This window comes from Streptomyces sp. NPDC051555 (assembly GCF_044454405.1).
Classification (GTDB): Bacteria; Actinomycetota; Actinomycetes; order Streptomycetales; family Streptomycetaceae; genus Streptomyces.
Genome location: NZ_JBITDP010000046.1, coordinates 1 through 24865 on the forward strand (window position 1 = coordinate 1; position 24865 = coordinate 24865).

Sequence of the window (24865 nt, forward strand, 5' to 3'; positions counted from 1 at the left end):
GATCAACAAACCCACCGACTTTCACCACGACGACCAAACGATCCCAGCACAGCGATAGAACACATCACCTGCCTTGATCGCATTGACAGGTTCCGCGCTCCCCTGCACTACGCCACGGTCCACCGCGCCACGCCCGAACCGTGTGTCCACCTGCGGCGCGCGGCACGGATGCGGATCGACAACGTGGACATGCGCATCGTCTTCGAAGGCACGCCGCCCCGAAGGTCCTGGTGGTGCGTGTGGGACGACTACGCCGGTGGCGAGTTGGTCCGCCGCCTACCGCTCGACGTGGGGACCGGGGGCGAGCTGCATCAGTTCATCCCCTTCCTGGAGCAGGCGGTGGTCGGCTTCCAGTGGGACTGGTGAGCTCGCGGTGGGCTTCCTGCCGCGTCTTCAGGTCCGGCGTGACTTTCCTTCCCCATGGGCTGACGATCCGGCGGTGCCGCCGGGTCCGCACGCCGGCGGATCCGCGCTGGCGTCCGGCCGTAGACCGTTGCGGTCTCGGTCACCCGCTCTTCCGGGGTTCCTGCTCGGCGTCTGGGGAGAGGGCCCCTGGTCCCTCGCAGGGCTGCGCTGCTGAGCACAAGGGCACGAGAGCCGGAGTTCAATCCGGCAGTTCTCGGTTCGGTGGTGCGGAGTAGCTCCGGTGTGCTGGGTGCCGGGTGTCGGGTGCGGGCATCGACTGGGCGCGCGTTCGGTGGTTGCTGTGGGTAAACCCGGAGATAAGAGGTCTGGGGTCGGGAAGCGGGGGCGGCAGCGCCACCTGCTCTTGGCTTGCCACACCATTTTTCCGATATGCCGGTTTCGGTAAAAGTGGTTCAGAACAGGCTCCTGCCGACCTAAAGTGGCTGCTCAGCAACACTGCTCCCCGCACCCGCGGGGATGAACCCCACACGAACCCGGCGACGAAGATGGCGCCGACCTGCTCTCCGCACCTGCGGGGATAGCCCGGAGGCTGGGGAAGCTCGCTGGATGGCAGGAGCCTGCCCTTGCGTCGGGAAGGGGAAGTGGTGCAGCTGGCGGGCGACGAGGCTGTGGCCTCTGCCCCAGCCTCTCGGGCGGTACATCGGCGGCCTCCGCGCCGGTGGCGAGTGCTGTGCTCCCGCCTCGACGGGCAGGTGCTCTGGGACGGGGAGTGCACCTGCTTCTAGGCCGAACCGTCCTGCTAAGCGTGGCCTGGTACGACTGTGCCTTGTTTGACGGCCGTCGGGGCAGCTTGGTTCGGCGCCGTGCTCTCCCGCATCCGTCTGGAGGTCGATGTCCGGTTCGGGAATGTGACCGTCGATCACTGGCTCGTGCTCGACCTCCTCAAGGCACGTCGCGGGTCGGGGAGGTCGCCCCTGGGAAAATGTGTGTCGGCGTCTCAGGCCCGGTGAGAGACTCCGGGCCATGGAATCCCACGTCGATCGACTCGTCCGGCAGTTGGACGGCAGCTCGGAAGAGTCCATGGACGCGCGAGCCGCGCTCATCTTCATGGGCCGCGATGTCGTTCCGGAGATCGTCCGTGGGCTGCCGGGTCTTGGGGGATTCGGTCAGTTGACGGCCATCGAGGTCTTCGAAGAGCTGAAGGACCGTCGTTGCATACCTGCCTTGATCGATCTCCTCGCCAGTGACGACGACACCGTGCGGCAGTGGTTCGCTACCGCCCTGGGTGGGCTGGAGGCCGTCGAGGCCGTCGAACCGCTGCGCAGGGCTTACGCGTCGTGTCGGGAGCGGCGGACTCCGCCGGACTGGTCCGAGCCGGAGAGTCTCCGGGAGGCACTGACCGACCTGGGGGCGCTCCACCCGGTGGTGCCACCGCTTGTCGCGAGCCTTCGCAGCAGCACGAACGGTGTGGATGCGGTGTGGCCGCCGGACCGCCTCACCGATCTGGTGGACGACTTGGCGGACCACGGCCAGCTCGTTCTGAGCGTCGCGTTCTGGCAGACAGGCGACAGGGGCACGTATTGGGTCGGGGCGCCCGCTGTGGACTGGGATTTCGACTGGTCCGCTCCGTGGCGGGAGCTGGTCGAGCAGACCCGCCGGGAGGCATGGCTTGCGGTGATCGAGGCCCCGACCGGTGAGGGCATCGTCGCCACGATTTCGTGGATCGATCGCTCGGACTTCGAGGTCTGATGACCCCTTGACCTGCGGCGGCCGCGTTCGTCGGCGGTTCGGGGACGCGTTCAGGTGGGCTCGTACGGGCTGATGTCGTCCTTCGGCTTCGCCGCCGGTCAGCGGGCGGCGTAGGCGGCCTGGACCTCGTCGGGGTGGTCGGTCCACCAGTGCAGCAGGGCCTCGTTCGTCAGGAACATCTCGCCGAAGGTCGGGTCCTGGCGAGCCCGGTGGTCCAGGCGGTCCCGGCGGTCGAGGTGGAATTCCAGCTGCCAGAAGTCGGTCAGCCGCTTCCACCACAGCCGCCTCACGGCGTCGGCGAGGTCCGCTTCCGGTAGATCGATCACGGACCGGTAGCCGGCGCAGAAGGCGGCGGTGCGATCGAGATCGAAGACGCCCCCGACTCCGAACTGCACCTGCGCGGTCCGCGCGACCTCCTCGCCGTACGAACGGACACCGAGCCGGTCCCAGTCCAGGACCGCCACGACCCGGCCCTCCCGGCGCAGCAGGTTGCGGTACTGGAAGTCGCCGTGCGTCCACCCGTGGGGCCCAGCCGGCACTTCGCCCTCCGGCCGCGCGCCCCCGTGCCGCGCGAGCAGGCCGCGCCGGTCGTGCAGGGCCTCGGTGGCCGCCCGGTCGAAGTCGGTCGCCGGATCGGCCGGGAGGCGGACCAGGAGAGCGGCCGCCGCCCGGTCGGCCTCGGCTGCGTCGCGGACTCGGGCCGTGGGCGTCCGTTCCGGGAGCGGGCCGGGACCGTGCCGGTGCAAGCACTCGTGCAGGCGGGCCAGGAGGATGCCGAGATCACGGGCCTGGCCGACGGTGAGGTCGGTCCCCTGAACGTGCTCGCCGTCCACCCAGGGCAGAACGCAGTACCCGTGGCCTGCGACCTCCGCCACGAGCTCGCCGTCTTCGGCGGACCGGGGTGCCGGAACCGCAAGGCCCGTACGAGCCAGGTCGGCCAGGACGGCCAGGTTCCTGCGGGCCTCGGGCAGGGGCACATCGGTGATCTGTTTCACCGCATACGCCCCGGTACTCGTCTCCAGCCGCCAGTTCCGGTTCATCAGACCGTGCGCGAGGAACCGCATGGCGCGGACCTCGCCCAGCCGGAACGTGCGGGCCAGGGCCGGCAAGGCGGTCGGCAGATCGTCTTCTCGCGTCCTGTCCGTCACCCTCGGCACGGTACGCGCACGTCGATGTCCCGCACGTCGATGTCCCGCACGTCGGTGTCCCGCGCGTCGATGTCCCGCACGTCGATGTACCGCACCGGAATTCGGTTCGGCCCGGCGATGCCGCCCGTCTTCCGGCGGGCATCCCCGGGGCCCGCTGCCCCGGCGCCGCGCATCCGCGACTGCATCCTTTGGACTACCGCGCCTTCGGCCCTGTGGAGGACGATCTCGCGGGACCGCCGCGAGAGGGTTGATCCGTGCGGACAACCATCGGATACACCCTCGAAAGCATCGGCTACGTCGTAGGCGCCCAGGGGCTCGTCAGCTTCGCCTCGCGGACCTTCTTCGGCACGGAGTGGGGGTGGATGCACAAGATCGTCGATCTTCCGTCCACCGCCTACCTCGGAGTCGTCGCCGTGGGGCTGGCGCTCGTCGTCGGCGGGGTGAAGACGCGGAGCACCGCTCAGCGACAGAAGACCGCCTGACCGGCGTGTGGTTCGGCCCGGCCCGGCTGCCCGGCCCGGCCCGGCTGCCCCGCCCGGTCGCGCCCCGTCGGGTCAGATCCAGCCGCGGCGGTTGGCGATGACGCCCGCCTGGAAGCGGTTCACCGCGCCCAGGAGTTCGTGGAGGCGGCTCATGCGCCGGCGCATGGTGCGGACCGACCAGCCCAGCTGGCGGGCTATGGCCTCGTCCTTGAGCCCGCTGACCAGCAGGGTGAGCACCAGGCGGTCCTCCTCGCCCAGCGGGTCCTCGGCGGGGACGTCCAGCGGCAGGGCCTGGTTCCAGCACAGTTCCCAGTAGTCGGTGAGGGCGTCCAGCAGGCTGGAGGGGCGGATGACCGCGGCGCGCACGCCGTCGAGGTCCAGGGAGAGCGGCATCAGCGCCAACCGGCGGTCCGCGATGGCCAGTTTGATCCGCCGCCGTGGAGGTCGGCGCGGTGCTGGTCGCGGGCGGCGATCGCCTTGCTGCGGGGCATCCGGCGGGTGGTGACGTAGATCCGGCAGGCGGAGCACCATGGCCGGTATCGGTAGTACACGAGGGGCTCCTCGGGGCCAGAGCGGGCGGCCAGAATTCTGGCTAGCAGAGTGGCAAGAGTGCGGTGTGAGCTGCGGTTTCTGGGGTCTGGGGGCTGAGGTGGGGCGGGGTGCGGAAGTGGGGGAGAAGGGGCCCGGGAGGGGTCAGGAGAAGTCGTTTTGGATGTTGGTGATGCGGGGCTCGGTGGGGGTGAGATCGACGGCCCTGGCAACCTCGGGAGAGGGGAGGTCCGAGGCCCTGATCCCGGTCAGGTTGTCCCCCTTCACCGACACCTGGCGGCGCACGGTGATGCCGTAGAAGTCGGCGTGTTTACGGGCGCTCCCCTTCTCCCCCAAGGCCTTGTCCAGGGTCGCGAGATGGACTCCCACGGTCCCTGGGGCGATCAGCGAGCGAGCGAGGAGAACGAAGCTTTCGCGGTCCACCAGGTGGGTCTGAGGCCTGGGTTCCGTCTCCTCTTCGGTGTCGGGGTGGGCGTCTTGGGGGACGGTTCCCTCCCCCGGGTCCTCGTCGGGTTCCCGGTCATCGTCGGCATCGGATTCGGCCAGGTTGCGGTGGGCGACGACGAGGGCGATGGTCATCCACAGAGCGAGGGCCGCGGCAACGAGCATGGACCGGTAGGAGGCGTCCTCGGGTATGTCGTCCCACTTCACGTAGAGGGTCCAGACGCCCCACCCGGCGATAAGGAGGCGCAGCTTCCAGTCGCCTGTGAAGGTGATCTTCCAGAGCCAGGAGCCCATGATCGTGGAGCCGTCCCACAGGGCCCGCAGGTAGGACCCCGCGAACTCCACTTCCTTGCTGATGTTCACGTCGGGCTCCTACAGGTGGATGAGGGCGGCGAGTGCGGTGGCGACAAACTGGGCGACCATCGCGTACCCGGCGCCGGCCGCGTTGTAGAGGGGGGCGGCGAGGAACCCGGCGAACGCACTGCGTCGGGCGCTGAGGTTGAAGAGGACGATCACGAGGGTGACCGCGATGCACAGCGCGGCGTAGCCGACTCCGGCGAACACCGGGTTGGACTCCCTCAGGTTGTCGATCAGCCGCATCAGCGAGTCGGCCGGGGCCTGCCACGGTCCGCCCGCGGCCTGGTAGAGGGACGCGGCGATGAACGACATGAGGGCGGCGGCGGCCTGCCCGATCTTCTTCTTCGGGTTCTTCTTGAGGAAGGCGATCATGAGGACGGTCACGGCGAGCGCGGCGCCGGGGTATCCGATGTCCCCGAGCCATGGGCCCGGCTCGGCAGCGGCGAAGTACACGGGAGGGCTTCCTGATTCGGGCCCGGGGCCGTAGAGGCCGAGGGCAAGGAGGGCAGACACGAAGGGGATGCGGGTGGCCCAGGCGAGAATCCGGGCGAGGGGTCCGTTGCTCCGGATGAACAGGGAGCGCAGCAGGGCTCCGGCGAGGAGCGCGGCGGCGGCCACGCCCAGCCCCTGGTAGACCGCTGACTCCTGGCCGTACTTCTCGCCCTGCTGGGTGAGGAATGCGCCGGCCCACTGGACGAGGTTGAAGGCGTATCCCGCTCCGGCTGCGGCCGCGAAGTAGGCCAGGCGCTGCCAGTCGCGCCATGATCCCGCCTCTTCCGGTTCCGGGTCGGGTTCGGTGGCGGCTGCCGGGACGGTGACGATGATCGGGACGGGTATCGGGGTGGGGACCACGATGGGCACGTGGACGACCGGGCCCGGGGTCGGCGGAGGCGGCGGCCACGCAGGCGGTGGCAGTGCTCCTCCGGGCGGCTGGCGCGGTGGAGGCGGGGGCTTCTGACCGCCGGGTGGGATGATCGCCGTGATCGTCGCAGGCGTCGGTGGCGGTGGAGGTTCGGGCACGGGGGAACCCTTCGCGGAACGCGGGGTGTTGGGGGTGTCCCGAGGCTATACCGGCCGGACCCCCGCACGTCGCCTTCTTTTAGAACATGCCATCGAATTCTGTTGTGGCGGCATCGGGCTCCGTCGCACTCCGGTCAGGAAGGAACCCGAGAGGCTCCAGGCCGGCGAGCTGCTGGTAGCCGCGGGGATGATGCTCAGCCGCGTTTCGCTGACCTCCTGTACGCGTCGGGGCTGATCGCTGATGATCGGATCACGACAACCGTGCAGGTGAAGGAGCTTGGAATGGGCAGTGTGGTCAACAGCGTCACCGGGGGCACCTTCGCGGGAACCCTCATCCAGACGGGCGGGGACATCGCCGGTCTGACGTTCACCAACGGCGTCCTGAGCGCGGAGACCTCCGCGCCGGAGCCGGCCGCAGGCTCCGAGGGGGAGCTCACCCGGGCAGAGCTGGAGTCGCTGGCGGTGTCGGCGGCCCGCCTTTACCGGGAGATGGTGCGTCAGGGCATCGGTGGGCAGGCCGCGCAGGTCCTCACCGGTGCGCAGCTGGACCTGATCAGCCGGGCGCAGCGGGTGTACGCGGCGAAACTCGACGACGCGTAGGCAGGTGACGGTCAGCCCCTCGCTGGCGCGTTGGCCGCCCCTGGCGCGGGTCACCGGTTCTCCCCGATCAGCGGTCGGGGAGAACGAGGTACAGATCGTCTCGCCCGGCCGACGTGCAGGTGGCGGACCCCCACCTCGTCGCCAGGGTAGTAGTCCCGGGCACCTCCTCCCCCGCCGGGTGCTCTCGGGCACCTGCCGCGGAACCTGCGCTGGCGAAGGTGCGGTCGTTCACCTCTCCAGGCGGTGGTCGCCACGGTCATACTGAGCCGTGACGATCGAGCAGACCCAAATCGAGCTGATACAGCAGGCCCACCGCCACCTCGGGAAGGCCATGTTCGCGGCGGCGACCCTGGAACGGGCCCTGGTGAACGCCGCCGCGGACCACCGTCTCGCCGCCGCCCGCGCCGAGGGCCGGAAGCTGGGCGCCGACCCCTGGGAAAAAGCCGCCAGCGAGGGCATCGACAAGAACCTCAAGCGGCTCGGCCCACGCCTGACGGCGGTCGACGGGCTCGAAGACCGCCTCATCGCCGCCAAGGACCGCCGCAACCACCTCGCGCACGACTTCTGCTTCGAGGCCGCCCCCCACCTGCTGGCCCCGGAACCGGCCCTGCGGGTGATCGCGGAGCTGCAGGCCGACGAGATCACCTTCCTCGACCTCGCCGACGAAGTGGCAGCCATCAGCCGGGCCACCCTGGAACAGGCCGGTATCGACCGCACCCTGGCCGATGCCGTCGGCGCTGCCCTGATCGAACAGGCCAAGAAGGCCCGGTAGCCGACCGACTCCCGGGGCCGCCGGCCGGCAGCCCGTCAAGCACCGCGGCTGGCACCGGTGCTGTTCCTCACCTGGCAGGGGCAGATTGGTGAGAAAGTGTCCGGTCATGAGCAAAGTGTTAGTGACCGCCGAGCGGGACGTAGAGATCTCTCACCACCAGTTCGTGGTGCAGGACTTCGAGTGGGATGAGCACGCTAATCCGCCGCTGACCACAGACGGCAGCCTGGGCGTGGGGGAAAGCAGCGTCCGCATGATGAGCCTCGTGCACACCCATACCGCCGAGGTGGCCGTCGAAGTGTGGGACGGGGAGCCGGACCCGGCCAAGGTGCCGGTGGTGGGCGAGGCGACGATCCTGTCCCGGTCCGGGGTCCTGCTGATCGACCAGCTCTTCGACGGGTTCGCCGGAGGGCCGGTTGCGCTCGGGATGCCGGGCCTCTACCGGGTGCAGGTCTGCCGGGAGCTGGCCTACCCGGCCGAGGGAATCCAGGACGTCGCTCAGGGAGGCGTGTACGAGGGGCTGGAGCGGTACGTGCTCCGCTTCTGGCAGACCGGCCCCCTGCCGGACGGCCAGGACTTCGAGGACCGCTTCGTGAGCTGAGACAGCGGGGCCCGCACACGACTGTGTGCGGGCCCCCGGGCGGGGTAGTGCGAGGTCAGCCTCCGATGATGGGGTAGAACCCCTCGCGGTTGATGACCCGCTCGTCCTTGTACCAGGTGGCGAGCCACTGGCCAGCGGTGTTGTTGTCGGACGCGGTCACGTAGCGGACGGAAAAGTTTCCGTCACCGAGCCCGGCGCCCTCCATCGTGGACGCGAAGGGGTACTCGTCGCACTCCTTGCCCACCGGGGTCCCGGACGGCGACAGCGCCTTGCACGCGTTGTTCTTCGCGGTCGTGTTGTCTTTGCGGCGCTGGTACATCTCCACGTCCCAGACGACGTTGGCCGCGTAGTGCAGCGGACGGCCGGAGCCGATCCTCCCGGGGATGGACTTGCCCGCCTTGGTCGGGAAGGTGGAGCCGGGGTTCGTCTGGGCGTCGTAGATGTGCTGCGCGACCTCGTTCACGTCCGGGTCACTGCGGGTGTAGTCCCACAGGACCGCGTACTTGTCCGAGAAGATCGTGGCCCCGGCAACCCCCAGGTACGCGGCGGAGTCGGCACGGACGTTGGTGGAGTGCAGGGTCACCCAGCCGAGGTTGAGGTCCGATCGGCCCTGCTGGTTGACGGTGCAGCGGCTGACCCGGTCGGGGGTGGCGGGGTTCCCCTCTTCCTTGGTGCTGTTGACCTCAAAGACGGCGGTGGAGCCGGAGCGCCAGGCGGCCACGGTGGTGGGGGAGTTGCCGACGACGTGGCAGGCCGGGTTCGAGCCGTCCGTGTCGGAGTAGCCGGAGGTGCTGTACGACAGCTCCAGGCGGACCAGGGCGGCGGGGAGCACGACGCCGGAGTCCTTGAAGTTGTAGAACTCGGAGGTGAAGAACGTCTTGCGGGACCCCTTGTCGCCTCGTCCGGCGGTGGTCATCCGGAACGTCGTGTTGCCTTGGACCTGGCCTTCCGTGTCGACGTAGTAGATGACGCTGTCGCGGCCCGCGCACCAGTTGAAGCGGTCCATGGGCATCGCACCGCTACCGTCGGTGTCCGTATTCTCCCGACACCACTTAACCGTCACGAACGGCGTCGAGTGCGGGACAGGCCCGGCGAAAGCGGCGTGCGGCCCGGCGGTGGCCGGCGGAGTCAGCGGCCGGGATATCTCGGTCTTGGCGGCTTCCTCGGCCGCCTTCGTCAACGTCGGCGGGGCGGCGGTGGCTGCCGCGCGGGACTCGGTGAGGCCGGCCGGGAGACGGGAGCCGATGGGGAGCACCGGGTTGCCGGGGCTGGTGATGCCGCCGAACACCGCCTTCACCGGGGGCTTTGCGGCCGTCGCCGCGGTGGCCGGGAGCGTCGCGGTCAGGAGGAGGGCAGCACTGAGAGCGCCCAATAAGGCGCTGGTTCGCTTCATGAGCCGGGAGCGTAGTGCACGTGTTCGGCTGTTCGGGAGGTGTTCGCGAACGTCGGTTGCCGGGCCGGGTGTCCGCCGGCAAACGGCCGGCACTCGTCTCGTGGGAGACTCCGCGGTCATGGACGAGGAACCTCTCGAGTCGTGGGTGCAGCGCTTCCTGGCCCGTCAGCAGGACCGGGTGGGCAGGCTGCGGGCGGTACCGATAGCGCCGGGTCCGGCCCGTGCCGCGCACGTGGAGCCCGACAAGCCGCGGGCGATCGAGCGGTGGGACGGGTACGCGTGGCAGCCGTACACGGTCGCGGCCAACTACGCGCAGGCGAAGCAGATCCTCTACCCGCCGCCGCCGAAGCAGGACGGACCGCCCGCCGGGGGTGGTCCGGTTCCGGTGCGCGGGCGGGGGCGGCACCGCAAGCCGCGCCCCGGCGAGGAGAGCTAGAAGTCGGCTGCGTCACAGCTGTTCCCAGAAGCCGATGTCGTCGCCGCTGTAGACCCAGGAGGGGGATGTAGCCACGGCGTCGAGGAAGGCGGCCCGGCGAGGCCGGGCCCAGGAGACGGGGACCAAGGCCTTGTTGACGAGGTCGTGGTCGTCGGTCCACTTCTCGATGCGGCGGGTCATCACGACCACGGACACCTCGTAGCGCTCGGCGATCCTGCGGATCTTCTCGCCCTTCATGTGGCGGCGCATGATCTGTAAGCGGTGGGCGTGGAGGTAGGCGTCGATCTGCTTGTGGGTGGCCTTGGGCTCGGGGTCGAGGTCGGCGGCGGTCATCAGGGGCATGACGGTGCTCCGTGGGTGTGTCGTGGGACATGCGGGCCAGCGAGGTATCGCCGGACACGGCGCGGCCCCGGAACCCCTCTGCTGTCCGGGGAAGGGGTGCCGGGGCCGTCCCGTACGAACTGTGCAGACTGCGGGCGCGGCTGGTGCCGACCCCGTTACGCGGCGTCGTCCTCGGTGGCCTCGGCGTCGGTCTCTTCTGCCGCGTCCGGGGCGTTGGACTGGACGGCGGCGGCGAGGAATGCGCGCATGACGGATTACCCCCCTTTCCACAGGTGGGTGACGCTCAATCGGTACAGGCGAGACAGTAGCGCCCCGCGAGGGGCCGTTCGCCCAATTCCTGAATATGCCAGGCCGGTTGCCGTGGGTCAGCTACGGGCGTCGGCGGGGGACTTGAAGAGGTGCTCGGCGCGGTGCGCGCGGTCCAGGAGGACCGGGGTGAACGCGCTGACCTGCGTTCCGTAGGTGATGCAGGACCCGCAGTCGAGGTCGTAGGCGGGGATCTGTTCGGGATGGCGGACCGCGATGTGCTCGGCGAGGACTTCGGCGCTCTTGTTGCGCTGCCGGATCCCGGTCTCCGTTCGGACGGCCCAGAACAGGTTCCGCCAGATCACGACTCGTATCCGGCACACCGTGCAGTCGGCCATCCACCCGGGGATCTCCGGCAGCGAGCGCGCCAGGGCATGGGTGATGGATGGGAGTTTCACGCGGGTGACGGTACGCGGCCCGGGCGGGCGTCCGCCGACAGACTTCCGGCCAAACCCCGATGCGTGTGGCCGGAAGGCCGTTGGACGACACGTTCGCCGGCCCCATGCCGCGCGACACATGCCGCGGGTCAGCGGGCATCGTCCAGGACGCGGCGGGCGCCCTGGGCGAGGAGGTCTGCAGCCACCCCGTGGCCCACGGCCTCGGGTGAGGGGCCCTGGAGGGTGGACTCCATGCGGGTCTTGCCGTCCGGGCTGAACACGGCGCCGGTCAGGCGCAGTTCCCTGCCCCGGACGACGGTGTCGGCGTGCCCGGCGATCGGGGCGAGGCAGTGCCCGGCCAGCGCGCGGAGCATCGTCCGCTCCGCGTCGGCCTCGGCCCCCGCGTGCACGTCGCACAACCGGGACACGGCCGCGATGGTGGCCTCGTCGTCGGTACGGGTCTGCAGGGCCAGGAGCCCGGCCCCGACGGCGGGCAGCATCCGCACCGTCGAGATCGTCTCCAGCACCATCCCCTCCCCGATCCGGGGGTCCGCGCTGCGCAGCCGTACCAGGCCGCACCGGGCCACGATCAGGGCGTCGATCTCCCGTTCTGCGAGGAGTCGCAGGCGGGAGTCGACGTTGCCCCGTACCGGGACGGTGACGAGGGCGGGGTTGTAGGCGGCGAGCTGCGCGACCCTGCGTGGGCCGGAGGTACCGACCCGGGCGCCGGGGAGCAGCTGGTGCATGCGTGTCCCGTCGGCGGTGACCATGACGTCGTTGACGGCGTCGCGGGCCGGGTAGCCGACGACGGTCAGCCCGTCGGTGGGCTCGGTGTCGCCGGGCATGTCCTTGAGGCAGTGGACGGCGAGGTCGGCGCGGCCATCGAGGAGGGCCTGCTCGACGCCCTTGATAAAGGCCCCCTTGCCGCCGAGGTCGGCCAGGCGACCGGCCCAGCGGTCGCCCTCGGTGGACACGGGCAGGATCGTGACGTCGGTGTTCGGGTACCAGTGCGCGAGGCGGTCACGGACCTGCCGGGCCTGGAAGAGAGCCATCGTGGACGGACGGGACGCGATCGTGATGCGTTCGAGAGTCATGCCGCGCACCATATGCCTGTCAGCGAAGGCCAGTTGCCGTCACCGTGTCGGCGACCGGCCGGAAGGCGGGCGGGCCCCCGCCGTCGGCGGGGGCCCGGGATCGGACGGTGTCCGGCGATACAGCGCCGGCGTCCGTCCTGAGACACAGGCCGCGGGCGGACTACGAGCAGAGATACGAGACGAAGGCGGAGAACGCGGCCGGGGAGACCGCCACCACGTCGTACTGGAGCTCGTCCTTGCGCTTCGAGTCGCGCAGGTGCACCGTCCCGCACTGCGCTCGCGCCTCCACGCAGTTCGGGTCGCCCCCGTTACTGAAGGACGACTTGAACCAGTCGCCGTCGGGACGGGCGATAAAGGTGGTGCTCATGGTGATCAAACCTCTCGTGCTAGTTGTTCGAGGAACTTGGGCGTCTCGTAGTCGGGGAGGGCTCCCCTGGTCAAAACTTCGAAGCGTCGAGCGAACTGCTTGACCTGCCTGTCCTTGGAAGAAACCCGTGTGATCGCGTCCACCGTGGCGCAAGCAACGATCGGGGTCGGGACCTGCATGGCCTCCTCGGGCAGCCTCTTGGGATCGAAGCTGAGGATGGTGAAGTCTCCGCCCGTGGCCCGGTAGGTCGGGGCGGACTTCGGGATGATCTGGACGGTCACGTTGGGAAGCTCGTTGAGTTCCGCGATGGCCTTGTACTGGGCTCGGAGGATCTCCGGGCTACCGACCATGTTGGTCAGCGCGGACTCATCCATCACGCAGTTGAGCTTCATGCCCTCCTCGGTGATCCTCTTCTGCCTCTTGATGCGGACCTCGACGGCGCTCTCCACGAACTCGTCCGTCGTGTCGTTGGCGATCTTCGCCGACAGGATGCAGGCGTGGGCGTATTCCTTCGTCTGGAGCAGACCGTTGACGACGCCGGGACACCAGGCATTGACCAGCTCGGCCCCGGACTCCCATGCGAGGAAGAGGTTCATGCCTGAGGGCAGGGCGGACACGCTGGTAGTCCACCAGTCGTCGCCCTTGGCCTGCTTGTGGCAGTCCATCAGCATGGCGGTGCCGTCTTCGTCCACACCGTACTCTTCGAGCAACTTGGCGAGCTGCTCTATGCGGCGGAACCCAGTCTTCCCGGACTCGACGTTGCTGATGGTAGGGGTTGAGCACCCCGCCTTCTTCGCGGCTGCCTCTCCCGTCAACCCGGCTTGCTCCCGGAGCCGGGTGAGCTCCTGGCCCAGCACGATCCGGAGGAACGTCGCCCCTACGTTCGCCGCCATCCCTGCCACCTCCCTTTCGGTTCGCCTCGTCGCCGTGCCGGTTCGATCCGTAGGTACCCGAGTTCGCCTCGAAAGACCCTCGGTGTGCTTCGAACGTTCCCCGGTTCGCGCCGAGTTGGACTCGGTGCGCGTCCTTGAATATACCAATCTGAGCCCCTGTGCAATAAAGGCTGAGTTCGGATTGAAATTTAGATTGAAGAGGTAGGACCGTAGAGGCACGCCGCCCGGGGTCCCGAGAGAAGACCATGACCGTGGCCCGGGGCTCCGGGCGGCCCAGCCCCCATGCCTGGTGAACGGAGCCCTACGGTGACGAGCACGACTGAGCACGGAAGAGCACAAGACGTCCAGTGGGCAGGAGTCGCCCACCCGCGGGGGGTGTCGAGCGACACTCCACCGGCCTCGGTGTCCTACGACACCACAGCCGCGCGGAAGCTCCTCGCCAAGGACGCGGCGACCGCCATGGGCCTGGCCCAGTTCACCCCCACCGGTCCCGCCTCGAACGCAGTTGTGGATCGTCTCGCGGCCCACATCCGCAATGCTCTGCCCGACGCCACCGCGCAGCTCGCCGTCCTGCCGAACGCCCGGCGCCGCGACATAGTGGCCGACACCCTCGAAGGGGCCCGGAACCTCCTAAAGAGGAACTGTCCCGACCCGGCCGCCCGCCTGACCCTCCACGCCAAGTACGCCGAGCAGGTGCTGAGCGTGGCGGAGGAGTGGCGGGCGAAGAAGCTCACCGGATAGCGGGGCCCGCAGACCGCTCCGGGTCTACACCCTCCGCAGTACCCGTTCCCGTGTCCGGAGACACGGCCGGTCTGAGCCGCACGACACCGCCCGCCTTGCAGAAGGCGCGGGCCCCCTCCAACCCCACGACCGATGCATGTTGTACAGCACCCACCGTAGGCGGCCTCGCCGTCCCACCAGACCACCAGACACCCCCGTCGGATTGTCGGAGCCGAAAGACGCGACGGGACGGCCCTACCCGAGGAGTTCGAGGACATGGCGTTAGCAGACCGGGCAGAGCAGGCCTTCACCCTCGGGATGATCGCCTGCCAAGCCACCGCATACGGCCTGCTCGGCTACCTCGCCCTCTCGGAGGTAGAGCCCTCGGCATACGCGCTGCCCGCCGTGTCCGCTCCGGACCGGGCGGCCGACGACCCCGGGTGGTCGGAAGTCCCGCCGCCAGACTCCGACCACCCGGCCTGACCACCCCTCCTCCCCCACCGGGGATGCCCGGCGACACGGCCGCCGGCCTGAGCCGCACGACAGCACCGCGCAGCTCGCCGCCCTGCCGAACACCCGGCACCGCGGCATAGCCGCCGGCACCCTCGATGGAACCCGCACCATCCTCAAGAGGAACTGTCCCGACCCGGCCGCCCGCCTGACCCTCCACGCCAAGTACGCCGAGCAGGTGCTGGGCATGGCGGAGGAGTGGCGGGCGAGGAAGTCCACCGGGTGGCGGGACCCCACAGACCGCTCCGGGGCCGGGGGCCTGCCTGGTCCGGCCCCGGAGCTCTACCACCCCCGCCACTCGGCCTTTCTGGCCGGAGCGGGCCCCGCTCACCCACTTCGATTCAGGGAGTAGCTGTGGTCGAAACAAAGCACGTACCGATCCCGACCATCCCCACCGGTCCCCTCGACACTGCCCGCCCGCACTTCGTGGGCATCGGCGGAGCGGGGATGTCGTCCCTCGCCCTGCTCTTGTCGGAGCGAGGTGCGACGGTCACCGGCTCGGACGTGCGCTCCACCCCCGTCACCGACCGCCTCAAGGCGGCCGGTGCCACGATCAGCCTTGGGCACTCGGATGTCCTGCCCGGCAGTCCGTGCCTGGTCATCTGGTCCAGCGCGCTCGGCACGGACAACCCGGAGATCGCCGCCGCCCGCCGCGCCGGCATCCCCGTCGTGCACCGCTCCCAGCTCCTTGCCCACCTCCTGGCGGAGGTGAAGGACTCCGTGGTCGTGGCCGGTACGCACGGGAAGTCGTCCACGACCGCGATGCTCGCGTCCGCCGTCGGCGCGAACCTGTCCGGCTGGTCCGGCGGCGGCGACCTGGTCGCCTCCGGCATCAACGCCGGTACCGGCTCCGGCGACATCTTCATTGCCGAGGGCGATGAGAGCGACCGGTCCCTGACCGCCTACCGCCCTGAGGTCGCTGTCATCCTCAACGTGGAGGACGACCACCCCGAGACCTACGTCGACCTGGATGACGCGATCGGCGTCTACGCCACCTTCGCCCGGGGCGCGAACTGCCTGGTCGTCTCGGCCGACGACGAGGGCGCCCGCAAGGTCACCGAGCTGGTCCGCGAGGACATCATCACCGTCACCTACGGCCGCTCGGACGGTGCCGACGTACGCGTCACCGGCATCCGCCCCGACGGCACCGGGTCCCTGATCACCCTGCGCGGCCCCGACGGCGTCGAGGTCACCATCGGCCTCGCGGTCCCCGGCGAAGCGGCGGCCATGAACGCGGTCGCCGCGTACACCGCCGGTCTCGCCCTCGGCGTCGACCCCGGCACCCTGATCACCGGTCTGGCCGTGTTCGCCGGGGTCGCCCGGCGGATGACCCGGGTCGGGGAGGCCGACGGCGTCACCGTCATGGACTCCTTCGCCCACCACCCCACCGCCATCCGGGCCGACATCGCTGCCGCCCGCCAGATCGCCGAGGGCGGCCGGGTCTTGGTCGCGTTCGAGCCCTCCGGCTGGACCCGCACTGCCGCCCTGGGCGACGCCCTTGGCCGGGCGCTGGCCGGAGCCGACGAGGTCGTGCTGCTGCCGGTGCACTCCCTGCTGGACTCCCCGATCGGGAAGGTCGGCACCGACAAGGTCGCGGCGGCCGTCGCCGAGCACGGCACCCCCGTGCACCGTGTGCCGGACATCACCGCGGCCGGCGAGGTCTGCGGGGAGCTGGTGCGTCCCGGTGACCTCGTGCTGACGATGGGCACCGGGGCGGTGTCCGAGGTGGGCGAGGCGCTCCTCGCCCACACGGTCAGCGTCGTCCGGAACTAGGCGTGGGTTCCCGCGGTGTCGGTCGCGAGGAGCTGGGCTGTGGCCTCCAGGCCGGTGCTGTGGGAGCCCTTGACCAGGACGATGTCCCGGGCCGTCAGTGCGCCTGCCATGGCGGCTGGAACGGCGTCGCGGTCGGCGGCACGGATCACGTCCAGAAGCGGGTTCTGTTCCCGCGCGGCGGTGGCGAGCATGTGCGCGTGCTCGCCACCGACCGCGACCAGAAGTCCGACGCCGGAGTCGGCGGCCAGTTTGCCGACCTCCCGGTGTCCGGCCTCGGCCTCGTCACCGAGTTCCATCATCTCGCCGAGTACCGCCACGGTGCGCCGGCCGTCGGCCATCGCGGCCAAGGCCTTGAGTGCCACCCGCATCGAGTCCGGGTTCGCGTTGAAGGCGTCGTTGACGACCTGCAGGCCGTCGGCCCGGTCCAGGACTTCCATGCGGCCGGTGGTCAGGTTCTTCGCGCTGGACAGGGCGGCTGCCACGGCGGACAGGTTCATCCTGAGGCCGGTGGCCACGGCGGCGGCGGCCAGCGCGTTGGCGACGTGGTGCTCGCCGTGCAGGCCCATCGTGACGCGGGTGTTGGCGACGCCCCGCAGGTGGAGGGTGAACGAGGGGCGCCCGGCTGCGTCGAGGGTGATCTGGTCGGCCCATACGTCCGCGTGGTCGCCGAAGCCGAAGGTCCGTACCCGGGCCTTCGTGCGGGCGGCCATCGCCGCGACCAGTTCGTCGTCCGCGTTGAGGACCGCGAGGCCGTTGGCGGGCAGCGCGGCCACCAGCTCGGACTTGGCGTCCGCGATGGCCTGCCGGCCGCCGAACTCCCCAACGTGCGCGGTACCGATGTTGAGGACCAGACCCACGGAGGGGCGGGCGATCGTGGTCAGGTTCGCGATGTGCCCGGCTCCCCTGGCGCCCATCTCCAGCACCAGGTACCGGGTGTCCTGGTTGGCGCGCAGGATCGTGATCGGCATTCCGATCTCCCCGTTGAAGGAGCGGTCGGTGACCGATGTCGGGCCCAACCTGGGGAGGACCTGCGCGAGGAGGTCCTTCGTGGAGGTCTTACCGGCCGACCCGGTGAGCCCCACCACGACGGGGTCGGTGAGCTGGGTGAGGGCGTGGCGGCCGATCGCGGCCAGCGCCGCCAGGGTGTCGTCGACGACGATCGCTGGGACGCCGACGGGCCGGGAGGCCAGCACGGCGATCGCCCCGGCTTCGACGGTGCGGGCGGCGAAGTCGTGGCCGTCCACGCGCTCTCCGACCAAGGCGACGAAAACGGAGCCCGGGATCACCTCGCGGGAGTCGGTGACGATGCCCTGCGTCATCAGTGCGGACGGGTCGGGCACGTCGGCCAGGCGGCCTCCGGTGACGGCGGCGATCTGTTCCAGCGAGAAGGACAACATCGTGCAGGACTCCCTCGGTACAGCTGCTCCCCGGAAGCGCAGTCGCGCGCCACCGGCCCGCCCCCGACCGTAGCCCTCCCGGCGGTGTCCTCCGGCACAGCGCTGGCGTCCGTGTCGTCCACCACACCCATCTAGAGGAGCTGTTCCCATGGCCTCCGAGCCCAACGAGACCCCGTTCGTCGCCGTCGTGACCGGCGGAAAGTCCACCGAGCGGGAACGGTCCCTGCTGTCGGGCAAGGCCGTCTTCGAGTCGTTGACCCGTCAGGGCTACCGCGCTGTGATGCTCGACACGACCGCGGCGGACTTCGAGGCGGAGATCCGACAGGTCGACGTGGCGTTCCTCGCCATCGCCGGACAGTACGCCGAAGACGGCAAGCTGCAAGGGTTCCTGGAGACCATCGGCGTCCCGTACACCGGGTCCGGGGTTCTGGCCTCCGCGCTCGGCATGGACAAGGTGGTCTCCAAGCAAGTCGCCGCGTCCGCCGGGATCGAAGTCGCCGCCACCGGGCGCATCGAGCCCGGCGCCGAGACCCCCGCGATCGTCTCCCACCTGCTGGGCGAGGTCGGCCTGCCGCTGATCATCAAGCCCGTCGCCGAAGGCGGCTCCATCGGCATGGTCCTGGCCCGCGATCTGGAGACCCTGACCGCCGCCGTCGCCCGCATCGACACCACGCAGGGCTGGTTCGCCGAGCCGTTCGTGGAGGGCACCCCCGTCACCTGCGGCGTCCTGGACGTCGACAACTCCCTCATGCCGCTGCCCCCGCTGGAGACCGTCCCCACGGCCGCCGAGTTCTACGACTACGCCTCCAAGCGGGACGACTCCCTCCACGAGTACCGGTGCCCCGCCGACTTCCCCGCCGACGTCACCGCGTTCGTCCAGTCCAGCGCGGTCGCCGTCCACCGCGAGTTGGGGTGCTCCGGCTACTCCCGCTCGGACTTCATCGTCACCCGCTCCGGACAGGTCGTCTGGCTGGAGGTCAACACCCTGCCCGGCCTGTCCCACGGCGGGAACCTCGCCACCATGGCCGGTGCGGCGGGGATCGACTACGACCAGCTCGTCCGCATGCTCCTCGCCTCCGCCGACCTGAGCGGCGGGTACCGGCCGTGACCTTACCCATCACCCCCGCCGCCGTCCGTACCGCGGCCCGGGCCCTGGACGGCATCGCCGTCCGGACCCCCCACCTCTCGGTCACCGCCCTCAACGACGCCACGGCCGCCACCGTGATCGTCAAGGCGGAGAACTTCCAGCGCACCGGCAGCTTCAAGCTCCGGGGCGCCTACCACCACGCCGCGAGTCTGCCGGCCGAGGCCCGCGCGCGCGGCATCATCGGCGCCTCCTCCGGCAACCATGCCCAGGCCCTCGCTTTGGTCGGACGGCTCCTCGACGCGCCGGCCACCGTCGTCATCCCCTCCGACGCCCCCAGGGCCAAGGTGGAGGGCGTCGTGTCGCTGGGCGCGGAGATCGTCACCTACGACCGCAGCTACGGCGACCGCGACGCCCTGGTGGCCGACCTTGCCGAGGAACGCGGCCTGTCGGTGATCCCCTCCGCCAACTCCGCCCACGTGATGGCTGGAGCTGGGACGGCCGCTCTGGAACTCCTCACCGAGCACCCGGAGATCACCACTCTCCTCGTGCCCGTCGGCGGCGGCGGGCTGGCCGCCGGAACCGCCGTCATCGCCAAGGACCTGCGCCCCGACATCCGCGTCGTCGGCGTGGAGCCGCACACCGCCGCCGACACGCTCGCCTCCCTGCGCGCCGGACACCGCGTCAGCCTCGAAGAGGTGCCCCGCACCGTCGCCGACGGCCTCGGGCACACCATCCCCTCCGAGCTGCCCTGGCAGGTCAACTCGCTGCTCCTGGACGACGTGGTGACTGTCACCGACGACGAGATCACCTACGCCATGGGCTACGCCTTCGCGCACCTGAAGTGCGTGGTCGAGCCGTCCGGAGCGGTCGCTCTGGCGGCCGTCCTCGCCAACCGGCCGGACGTGGCCGGGCAGACGGTCGGTGTCGTGGTCTCCGGCGGCGGGGTGGACCTGCGCGTGTTCCATGATCTGACCAGCACCTTCCGCACGAGGAACGGAACCCCCGCGCATGTATGACTTCCCGACCGTCACCCAGTACGCCAGCGAGGACCTGATCGAGGCCATGGCCTACCAGGGGCACCCGGTCGCCGAGGACCCCCGCTGGCCCGAGTCCGGCGCCCCCACCCTCGCCGAATACACCCGCTGGGCGGGCAACATCTGCGGGCTGGCCTGCCTGCGCATGGCGCTCCTGCGCCGCGACGGCACCGCCCCACGCCTCTTCGACCTCCTCGACGGCGCCCGCAAATACGGGGCGTACGAGGAGCTGGACGGCGGAGCGATCCGCGGCCTGATCTACGCCCCCTTCGTGGACTACGTCCGCGCCGAGCACGGCATCGAGGCGGAAGTACAGGGCCGCCTCCCCGTCGAGGACCTCCTGACCCTGGTACGGAACGGATTCACCGTCATCGCCTCCGTCAACAAGGAAATCCGGCGCCCCGAACACCCGGCGCCGGGCAAGGGCGGACACCTCGTCTACGTCACCGCGCACCGGCACGGGCAGCTGCACTTCCGCAACCCGTCCGGACACACCGACCGGGCCCGCACGGCCGCACTCCCGGTCGACGTGTTCAGCGAGTTCTACGCCGAGCGCGGCGTGAGCTTCGCCTAGCCGCCTCCCCCGCGGCCTGTGTCCCGCGACACCGCGCCGACCGTGGTGTCGCGGGACACCCCGCCGGCGACCGTGTCGCCGGACACACCAGGCAGGAACAGAAGGGACCGACGATGATCCGCAAGCGGGCAATCAGCTCGTGCACACCCCTCCTCCTCGACCGCCTCACCGCCAAGGGCTACCGGCCAGGCACCGAAGAAGAGACCCACGAGTCGTACTTCACCGTCTCCGTCGCCCACAGCTGGCACGGCGACGAACACGTACTGGTGAGAGCCACCCTTGCCAGCGGCATCGCGGTCTCCTACACCCCCGCCGACGGCGGCCCGGACCGCACCAACGACATCGACCCCGCAGCCCTGGCCCTGCTCCTGTCCCAAGGCGACGACGCCTCGGTTCGCCGCCGCCTCGAGGCCCTCGGCCTGGACCGCCTCACCCCGCTCCGCACCCACCGCACCACCTACCGCAACCCGAACCTCCCCGCCTTCGCCGTCTCCCTGGCCGTCGTCAAGGGAATCGGCACCTACGTGGAAGCCGAAGCCGTTGGCGCCCCCGACCCCGAGGTCGCCCTCGCGGCCCTCGAAACCAGCCTCGGGCTCGCCGCCTTCCCCCTCCAGCGCGCACCCTACCGGCAGTTCGCAATCCCCTCCTGGGACCCCCGCCTCGTCGGCTACGACGGCTGGCACACCACCCCCACCGCGTCCGACGACACCAAGGCCGGCGCGGGGTCGCACCACCCGGCCCGCGGAAGGACCACCACATGAGCAGCCTGGGCGATGGCCAGGGCCTGGCCATCGGGCTCGCGACCGCCGTCTACATCACCCACGGAGACGACCCAGGGCCACTCCTGGTCCGCTCAGCCCGCACCGGCCGGTGGATGCTGCCCGCCGGGTACATGCGGCCCGGGGAGGACAGCCCCCTCCAGACCGCCGGGCGCATGCTCCACGAGTCCACCGGCCTCGCGCTGCAGAGCCCGTCCCCGCTCCTGGCAATCGACTTCCACCCCGCGACCGCCCAGGCCGCCCCGTACCAGCTGATGGTTTTCGACGGCGGACACCTCACCGGCCGCCGCCTGAACTCGGTCCACCTCCCCGACCGCTACGACCAGCACGAGACCCCCTCGTTCCCCACCCTTGCCGCACTGGAGGGCACTACCCCGCGCCTGGTCGAGTTCCTCAAGCACATCCGCAAGGCCCGGACCGCCTACCGGCCCATGCTGCTCCAGGCCGGACGGCAGGTCTCGTTCAACGGGCCGGGCGGCAGCGAGAAGCCGTGGGACGCCGACCCCGCGCACACCGACCGCCACGTGGTGTAGGACAGCGATTTCCACAGGGGCCGCCCCGCTCGGCCCCGCGAGGCGATGAGGCCAGGGTTGGGACGTCCCAACCCAGGGGCTCCGGCGGCTCTTCCTGGTCGCCCAGGCTTGGAGTGTCTTCGCCCGGCTGGCTACAAAGGCGGCGCGGATCGAACGTGGACCGCGCCGCCACATCGCTGGGAAGCGCCTTTCGGCATTGCTCCCCCAGCTGGCTACTCGGCAGTGGCCTGCGCGGGTACTTCGGCGTTGTCCTTGGCTCCGGAGGCGGCCTCGGCGCGGGACATCTTCGCTGCAGCCAGGAGTACCGCGAGGGTCCTCACGAGTCCATCCATCTCCGTGTGCAGGGCCGTGAGGGCAGCACCGCCGTCACCGGCCTCGCGGGCGGCCTCGATCTCTCCGGTCAGATGCTGGAATACGGGGATCGAGGGCAGGGCATCGAGGACCGCGTTGACCTCCTTCACCCTGCGTACGTGGCCCTGGATGAGGGCGGTCGCTGCGCTGACACCGGGATCGGCGACCTCGGCCGTGGTGGTGACCGCCACAGGAGAGAACTTCTTCGGTGCGCTCGCGGCGGCCCTGGCGGCGTCCTCGGCCACCTTCTCGACCTGCTCGGGGCTGGTGCCCTCCGGGAGCTGTCGGACGGCCCGGGCTGCGCCTTCCAGCGCTCGAACCGAGGGCGCCTTCTTCCCCGTGGCCTTCTGCACGCCGGTCAACGTCGCCGACAACCCGTGGTTGCCGTGCTTCTTCTGTGCGGGAGCAAGTGCGGCGGCCTGCTTCTTCGTCAGCTGTGGAACTTCGACGATCGTCGGCTCCCCACGTGGGGAGGAAGCGTTCGAATCGAATTCGAACGAAGTCTCCCCACGTGGGGAGGTGACCTGGGCGCGGGTAACGGAAGCCTCCACCATCTGCGACAGCCCGGCCTTCACGTTCCAGGCGTCGAGCAACGTGTAGAAAACGGTCGACGCCATGGGGCGACGCATGGCACGGCCCCACTCCTCCATGGACGTGTAGCCCTTGACGAGCCAGAGCTTGCGCGCGTACGCGCCGGCTACGGCCTTGGCCGCGACCTCCCACGCGTCCTCCATCTGCTCGACGGCGCGCTCGGTCTGGTCGGCGAGGTACGCGTCACCCTCGGAGAACTCGGTGCGCTCAGGCAGGTCGACCGGGTCCGGGATATCAGCGAGAGAGAGCATCGGGCCACCGGAACCGCGCCCATGGGCATACAGAGTTGGCATCTCGGACTGGGCGGGCCGGGCGGGCTTGGCATCGGAGAAGGTAGCGACCACGGCGGTGGCCTTCTCCTCCAGCCCGGCGCCCGGGGCGCCGTCAGCGCCGGCTGCCTCGATAGCGGCCCTGGCCTCTGCCTCCGCCTTCGCCCGCTTCGCCTCCAGTCGCTTGTTCGCGGCGTTCTTCGCGGCCTGCGCCATCAGACAAGCACCCCCAGGTTCTCGAGCTCGGTGACGAGCTGGTCCATGCCGGAAGACTTCATCGCGTCCAGGCTCGGGGGGTTCGTCTCCGACAGGCGGGCCAGCTTGCGGTTCTCGGTCATCTTGGTCGTCAGGACCTGCCAGCCGCCCCACTCCTCGGCGTTGGCGGCATCGGTGATGTACTCCCGCGTCGTCTTCACGTCCTGGGCGTTCACAGAGGTCGGCACCCGGAAGAACATCACGAGACGGCGGATGGGCTGGCGCCCGGCAGCGGCACGGTTGGCGTCGACCTTGGCCATCGCGTCCGCCAGCGGCAGGGCCTCCAGGCGCTCCAGCTCGTTGAGGTTCGGCTCGGTCATGAGGATCACGGCGTCCGCGTGCTCCATGACGGCCTCAGCGTAGCCACGGGAGTCCTCAAGGTGCGCGGTGTCGACCAGACCAACCTTGCCCTCGTGAGGGTGCTCTTCCAGAATGTCCTCGAACTGCGTGGTGGCGGCGAGCCGTACGTCGAAAGGGAACTCGGAGAAGTCCTCGTCGGCCTTGGCGGCCTTGTACCACTTGCGAAGCTGCGCGGAGAAGTCACCGTCGTAGGCGAGAGGTACGTAGGTCTTGTTCGGCGGCTTGCGGTTGGCCAGCGCGTGCCCGAGACAGGACACGACGGTGGTCTTACCGGTCTTGTTGCGGTTCGAGATAACGGCAATGAGCATGGCAGGGGAGCTTAGCCGCAAACGGGGGACCCGTCAGGGAACGGGATGCCGCGGAACGTGCGTCCGGCCTGTCTGGGACGGCGCGAGTTGATGGTTCGCCGGCTCCCGGCTCCCGCACTCCACCAAGGGACTCCGCGGAGCGGGCAAGGCCCCTGGGTGCGGTCGCTGGAAGCTGCGGGCGACGGACGACGAACCCCCGGGCAACGGGGGGCGTGCCGAGCATTTTGGAATTCCGGGCGGATCTCGAGCACAGTGAGTCGGCAAGGGCTGGGGTGTCACGGCAAGCCCAGCCCTGGGGAGCAGCCGCAGCGGGCCAGCAGTTACTGCTGGGGGCTCCGCGGAGGGCTAGGGGGTGCAACCAACTGCGGGGCCTGGGCGCGGTGCTGCCCCCCGTGCACACACTTGCACGGGGGAGCTCCTCTACTCAAGCCGAATTCCTACAGGTCACGGCGGCAGTCCACGTTCCGGCCGAGGCATCGACTTGGTGTTGGCACGCGCCAACACCAAGTCTCAAATCGGGTGAATGCGGGATGATAAGGGATCTCTACGTTCTCCCCGAGCTCGACATGCCCCAGGAGCACCGGTTCTCGGCGGGGTGGTAGAGCCCTTCGGCCCGAACTGGCGCGTTACTTGAGCCCAGATGTCGGCCGAGTGTCGTGGAACACCGTTGCCACGCGGCTAGAGCCGTCCGAGCTACGCCTTCTGCGCGGTAGTCTCGGCGGTATAAAGACGAAACGGCCCACCCCGATAGCTTGGCGGCAAAGGGAGGACCGTTCCAGATGTATGCCGAACCAGGGTAACCGGACGCACCCACGTCTGACCACCCACGGCTCGGCTGTGGATCGGAGAGGTACACCACAGCATGGCGAAAAAGAAGGAACGCCCCGCATCGACGGACGATGCGGGGCGGATGCGGCACCTGGGGCCCATCGGGTACGGGCCTGTCCAGTAAACGGTGGCTTTGGTTGCTGGATTCGTTAGCGCCGGCCGATGGAGAGTCGGCCGTCGAAGGTGATGTCGAAGGCTTGGAG

Annotated in this window: 30 protein-coding genes; 15 read left to right on the top strand and 15 right to left on the bottom strand. The window is 69.9% G+C overall.

Annotation, left to right across the window (positions count from 1 at the left end; genetic code table 11):
- Window positions 1-168: 168 nt before the first annotated feature.
- Window positions 169-366, top strand: coding sequence for a hypothetical protein (locus ACIBEA_RS42025; protein ID WP_399269391.1), 198 nt, complete (start codon window positions 169-171; stop codon window positions 364-366).
- Between the two features lie 1023 nt (window positions 367-1389).
- Entirely contained in the window at window positions 1390-2115 is a 726-nt protein-coding gene (locus ACIBEA_RS42030; RefSeq protein ID WP_399269393.1) for a HEAT repeat domain-containing protein, read from the top strand.
- 98 nt (window positions 2116-2213) lie between these two features.
- Here ACIBEA_RS42030 and ACIBEA_RS42035 read toward each other — a convergent pair whose 3' ends face one another.
- Together ACIBEA_RS42035 and ACIBEA_RS42040 are read right to left on the bottom strand one after the other, a co-directional pair.
- A complete protein-coding gene (locus ACIBEA_RS42035) occupies window positions 2214-3263 on the bottom strand; it encodes a phosphotransferase (RefSeq protein ID WP_399269395.1) in 1050 nt (349 codons plus the stop codon).
- Window positions 3260-3436: a hypothetical protein gene (locus ACIBEA_RS42040; protein WP_399269397.1), complete on the bottom strand. Its 177-nt coding sequence runs from the start codon at window positions 3434-3436 to the stop codon at window positions 3260-3262. Before ACIBEA_RS42040 ends, ACIBEA_RS42035 begins: the two co-directional genes overlap by 4 nt.
- Window positions 3437-3517: 81 nt before the next feature.
- Here ACIBEA_RS42040 and ACIBEA_RS42045 point away from each other — a divergent pair, with 81 nt between their 5' ends.
- Window positions 3518-3745: a hypothetical protein gene (locus ACIBEA_RS42045; protein ID WP_399269399.1), complete on the top strand. Its 228-nt coding sequence runs from the start codon at window positions 3518-3520 to the stop codon at window positions 3743-3745.
- 72 nt (window positions 3746-3817) lie between these two features.
- Here ACIBEA_RS42045 and ACIBEA_RS42050 read toward each other — a convergent pair whose 3' ends face one another.
- The 4 genes from ACIBEA_RS42050 to ACIBEA_RS42065 form a co-directional block, all read right to left on the bottom strand.
- Window positions 3818-4138: a LuxR C-terminal-related transcriptional regulator gene (locus ACIBEA_RS42050; protein WP_399269401.1), complete on the bottom strand. Its 321-nt coding sequence runs from the start codon at window positions 4136-4138 to the stop codon at window positions 3818-3820.
- A complete protein-coding gene (locus tag ACIBEA_RS42055; RefSeq protein WP_399269403.1) occupies window positions 4138-4296 on the bottom strand; it encodes a hypothetical protein in 159 nt (52 codons plus the stop codon). Before ACIBEA_RS42055 ends, ACIBEA_RS42050 begins: the two co-directional genes overlap by 1 nt.
- A gap of 142 nt (window positions 4297-4438) precedes the next feature.
- Window positions 4439-5101, bottom strand: coding sequence for a hypothetical protein (locus ACIBEA_RS42060; RefSeq protein ID WP_399269405.1), 663 nt, complete (start codon window positions 5099-5101; stop codon window positions 4439-4441).
- 9 nt (window positions 5102-5110) lie between these two features.
- Window positions 5111-5956: a hypothetical protein gene (locus tag ACIBEA_RS42065; protein WP_399269407.1), complete on the bottom strand. Its 846-nt coding sequence runs from the start codon at window positions 5954-5956 to the stop codon at window positions 5111-5113.
- 441 nt (window positions 5957-6397) lie between these two features.
- On the opposite strand from ACIBEA_RS42065, the gene ACIBEA_RS42070 reads away from it, so the two are divergent.
- From ACIBEA_RS42070 to ACIBEA_RS42080, 3 genes are all read left to right on the top strand, one after another.
- Window positions 6398-6715 carry a hypothetical protein gene (locus ACIBEA_RS42070; protein WP_399269409.1) on the top strand — a complete coding sequence of 106 codons (318 nt, stop codon included), beginning with the start codon at window positions 6398-6400 and terminating at the stop codon, window positions 6713-6715.
- Between the two features lie 268 nt (window positions 6716-6983).
- Complete coding sequence (locus tag ACIBEA_RS42075) at window positions 6984-7487, top strand: hypothetical protein (RefSeq protein WP_399269411.1); 504 nt, start codon at window positions 6984-6986, stop codon at window positions 7485-7487.
- Between the two features lie 106 nt (window positions 7488-7593).
- Window positions 7594-8085, top strand: a complete 492-nt coding sequence (locus tag ACIBEA_RS42080) for a hypothetical protein (protein ID WP_399269413.1) — start codon at window positions 7594-7596, stop codon at window positions 8083-8085.
- Window positions 8086-8140: 55 nt separating this feature from the next.
- On the opposite strand, the gene ACIBEA_RS42085 is transcribed toward ACIBEA_RS42080, so the two are convergent.
- Window positions 8141-9478, bottom strand: a complete 1338-nt coding sequence (locus ACIBEA_RS42085; RefSeq protein ID WP_399269415.1) for a NucA/NucB deoxyribonuclease domain-containing protein — start codon at window positions 9476-9478, stop codon at window positions 8141-8143.
- Between the two features lie 118 nt (window positions 9479-9596).
- On the opposite strand from ACIBEA_RS42085, the gene ACIBEA_RS42090 reads away from it, so the two are divergent.
- Window positions 9597-9914: a DUF6087 family protein gene (locus ACIBEA_RS42090; RefSeq protein WP_399269417.1), complete on the top strand. Its 318-nt coding sequence runs from the start codon at window positions 9597-9599 to the stop codon at window positions 9912-9914.
- 12 nt (window positions 9915-9926) lie between these two features.
- Here the strand turns inward: ACIBEA_RS42090 and ACIBEA_RS42095 are convergent, their stop codons facing one another.
- The 5 genes from ACIBEA_RS42095 to ACIBEA_RS42115 form a co-directional block, all read right to left on the bottom strand.
- Window positions 9927-10256, bottom strand: a complete 330-nt coding sequence (locus tag ACIBEA_RS42095; protein WP_399269419.1) for a hypothetical protein — start codon at window positions 10254-10256, stop codon at window positions 9927-9929.
- A 365-nt stretch (window positions 10257-10621) separates the two neighbouring features.
- Window positions 10622-10960 carry a hypothetical protein gene (locus tag ACIBEA_RS42100; RefSeq protein ID WP_399269421.1) on the bottom strand — a complete coding sequence of 113 codons (339 nt, stop codon included), beginning with the start codon at window positions 10958-10960 and terminating at the stop codon, window positions 10622-10624.
- A 128-nt stretch (window positions 10961-11088) separates the two neighbouring features.
- Window positions 11089-12033, bottom strand: a complete 945-nt coding sequence (gene hemC, locus ACIBEA_RS42105; protein ID WP_399269423.1) for a hydroxymethylbilane synthase — start codon at window positions 12031-12033, stop codon at window positions 11089-11091.
- Window positions 12034-12193: 160 nt separating this feature from the next.
- Window positions 12194-12400: a DUF397 domain-containing protein gene (locus ACIBEA_RS42110; protein WP_399269425.1), complete on the bottom strand. Its 207-nt coding sequence runs from the start codon at window positions 12398-12400 to the stop codon at window positions 12194-12196.
- A 5-nt stretch (window positions 12401-12405) separates the two neighbouring features.
- The gene (locus ACIBEA_RS42115) at window positions 12406-13293 is read right to left on the bottom strand and encodes a helix-turn-helix domain-containing protein (RefSeq protein ID WP_399269426.1); all 888 of its coding nucleotides are present in this window, start codon (window positions 13291-13293) and stop codon (window positions 12406-12408) included.
- A 375-nt stretch (window positions 13294-13668) separates the two neighbouring features.
- Between ACIBEA_RS42115 and ACIBEA_RS42120 the strand changes: the two genes are divergently transcribed.
- The 3 genes from ACIBEA_RS42120 to murC all read left to right on the top strand — a co-directional run bounded on the left by ACIBEA_RS42120 (window position 13669) and on the right by murC (window position 16296).
- Window positions 13669-14034, top strand: a complete 366-nt coding sequence (locus ACIBEA_RS42120; protein ID WP_399269428.1) for a hypothetical protein — start codon at window positions 13669-13671, stop codon at window positions 14032-14034.
- A 255-nt stretch (window positions 14035-14289) separates the two neighbouring features.
- Window positions 14290-14496: a hypothetical protein gene (locus ACIBEA_RS42125; protein ID WP_399269430.1), complete on the top strand. Its 207-nt coding sequence runs from the start codon at window positions 14290-14292 to the stop codon at window positions 14494-14496.
- A gap of 381 nt (window positions 14497-14877) precedes the next feature.
- Complete coding sequence (gene murC, locus ACIBEA_RS42130) at window positions 14878-16296, top strand: UDP-N-acetylmuramate--L-alanine ligase (protein ID WP_399269432.1); 1419 nt, start codon at window positions 14878-14880, stop codon at window positions 16294-16296.
- Here the strand turns inward: murC and murF are convergent.
- Window positions 16293-17693 (bottom strand): UDP-N-acetylmuramoyl-tripeptide--D-alanyl-D-alanine ligase, encoded by a 1401-nt coding sequence (murF, locus tag ACIBEA_RS42135; RefSeq protein WP_399269434.1) that lies wholly within the window; start codon window positions 17691-17693, stop codon window positions 16293-16295. The genes murC and murF overlap by 4 nt on opposite strands.
- Window positions 17694-17841: 148 nt before the next feature.
- Here murF and ACIBEA_RS42140 point away from each other — a divergent pair, with 148 nt between their 5' ends.
- The 5 genes from ACIBEA_RS42140 to ACIBEA_RS42160 all read left to right on the top strand — a co-directional run bounded on the left by ACIBEA_RS42140 (window position 17842) and on the right by ACIBEA_RS42160 (window position 21700).
- A complete protein-coding gene (locus ACIBEA_RS42140; RefSeq protein ID WP_399269436.1) occupies window positions 17842-18801 on the top strand; it encodes a D-alanine--D-alanine ligase in 960 nt (319 codons plus the stop codon).
- Window positions 18798-19796, top strand: coding sequence for a threonine/serine dehydratase (locus ACIBEA_RS42145; protein ID WP_399269438.1), 999 nt, complete (start codon window positions 18798-18800; stop codon window positions 19794-19796). Before ACIBEA_RS42140 ends, ACIBEA_RS42145 begins: the two co-directional genes overlap by 4 nt.
- Window positions 19789-20388, top strand: coding sequence for a C39 family peptidase (locus tag ACIBEA_RS42150; RefSeq protein ID WP_399269440.1), 600 nt, complete (start codon window positions 19789-19791; stop codon window positions 20386-20388). The genes ACIBEA_RS42145 and ACIBEA_RS42150 overlap by 8 nt, the downstream gene beginning before the upstream one ends.
- Window positions 20389-20501: 113 nt before the next feature.
- Window positions 20502-21149 carry a hypothetical protein gene (locus ACIBEA_RS42155; protein ID WP_399269442.1) on the top strand — a complete coding sequence of 216 codons (648 nt, stop codon included), beginning with the start codon at window positions 20502-20504 and terminating at the stop codon, window positions 21147-21149.
- The gene (locus ACIBEA_RS42160) at window positions 21146-21700 is read left to right on the top strand and encodes an NUDIX domain-containing protein (RefSeq protein ID WP_399269444.1); all 555 of its coding nucleotides are present in this window, start codon (window positions 21146-21148) and stop codon (window positions 21698-21700) included. Before ACIBEA_RS42155 ends, ACIBEA_RS42160 begins: the two co-directional genes overlap by 4 nt.
- A 212-nt stretch (window positions 21701-21912) precedes the next feature.
- On the opposite strand, the gene ACIBEA_RS42165 is transcribed toward ACIBEA_RS42160, so the two are convergent.
- Both ACIBEA_RS42165 and ACIBEA_RS42170 read right to left on the bottom strand, forming a co-directional pair.
- On the bottom strand, window positions 21913-23127 hold the full coding sequence (locus ACIBEA_RS42165) for a hypothetical protein (protein WP_399269446.1): 1215 nt from the start codon (window positions 23125-23127) through the stop codon (window positions 21913-21915).
- On the bottom strand, window positions 23127-23834 hold the full coding sequence (locus ACIBEA_RS42170; RefSeq protein WP_399269448.1) for a hypothetical protein: 708 nt from the start codon (window positions 23832-23834) through the stop codon (window positions 23127-23129). The genes ACIBEA_RS42165 and ACIBEA_RS42170 overlap by 1 nt, the downstream gene beginning before the upstream one ends.
- Window positions 23835-24865: the final 1031 nt, after the last annotated feature.